The following is a 1,163-nucleotide window of genomic DNA, read 5'->3' as shown; positions in this document are numbered from 1 at the left end:
GCAGGTGGCCCGTAACCGGGCGGCGGTGGCCACGGGTGACCGTTCCGGGCCACCTGCGCCGCCCTGGCCCGGAGCGGGCCATCCCGCACCGCCCGGACCCGGTCCGTGGGGGCCGGGGACGCCCCCACCGGCCGGGGAGGAGCCGCGGCAACGGCTGCACCCGCTGAGCCCGGCGCTGCACGGCGCGAAGTCGCTCGTCGTGGTGATCGCCGGGCTCTCCTGGTCGACGCTGTCCCGGGTCGGCTTCGGCTGGTTCGCCGTGCTGGTCGCGGTCTTCGTCCTCGGCGCCACCGTGCTCTCGGTGGTGAGCTGGTGGAACACCGGCTACCACGTGGTGGGCCGCGAGCTGCGGGTGCACGAGGGGCTGCTCTGGCGGCGTACCCGGGCGATCCCGCTGGAGCGGTTGCAGGCCGTGGAGGTGGTCCGGCCGCTGCTCGCGCAGCTCACCGGGCTGGCCGAGCTACGGCTGGAGGTGGTCGGCGGCGGCAAGACCGAGGCCCCGCTCGCCTACCTGAGCGTGGCCGAGGCGGCCGCGCTGCGGCACCGGTTGCTCGCCGTGGCCGGCCGCGCCCCCAAGGCCGCCCCGCCCGCCGCCGGCGCGCCGCCCGCGCCAACCCCGGCCGGGCGCCCGCTGCACAGCGTCCGCAACCAGGACCTGCTGGTCAGCCAGCTGCTCACCCCGCAGGCGTTCCTGCTCCCGTTCGGCCTGGCCTTCGTGGTGGCGCAGTTCCTCTCCGAGGGGTCCTGGTCGTTCATCGCGGTGGCCAGCACGCTGACCGCGATGGCCGGCGTGTTGCTGCAACCGGTCCGCCGGGTGCTCGACGACTGGAGTTTCCGGCTCGACCGCGACGGCGACGCGCTGCGGGTGCGCAACGGCCTGCTGGAGACCCGGGTGCAGACCGTGCCGCTGCACCGGGTGCAGACCGTCGGGGTGACCTGGCCACTGCTCTGGCGGATGAAGGGCTGGCTGCGGCTGCGGCTGGAGGTGGCCGGCTACTCGGCCGCCGAGCCGGATGAGCGGAACAGCCCGGACCGGCTGCTGCCGGTCGGCGACGCGCGCACCGGCGAGCTGGTCGTCGCGGAGGTGCTGCCCGGCGTCCGGCTGGGGGCGCTGCCCGCCACGTTGCCGCCCCGGCGGGCCCGCTGGCTGCGCCCGCTGAGCC

Annotated in this window: 1 protein-coding gene; it reads left to right on the top strand. The window is 76.7% G+C overall.

Annotation, left to right across the window (positions count from 1 at the left end):
* Positions 1-25: 25 nt before the first annotated feature.
* Positions 26-1,163, top strand: a 1,138-nt coding sequence (locus ABZV78_RS31810; RefSeq protein WP_355644570.1) for a PH domain-containing protein, incomplete at its 3' end; no start/stop codon positions are given.

Source organism: Micromonospora sp. NPDC004540 (assembly GCF_040610095.1).
Lineage (GTDB): Bacteria > Actinomycetota > Actinomycetes > Mycobacteriales > Micromonosporaceae > Micromonospora.
This window is presented reverse-complemented; position numbering and strand designations above follow the sequence as displayed.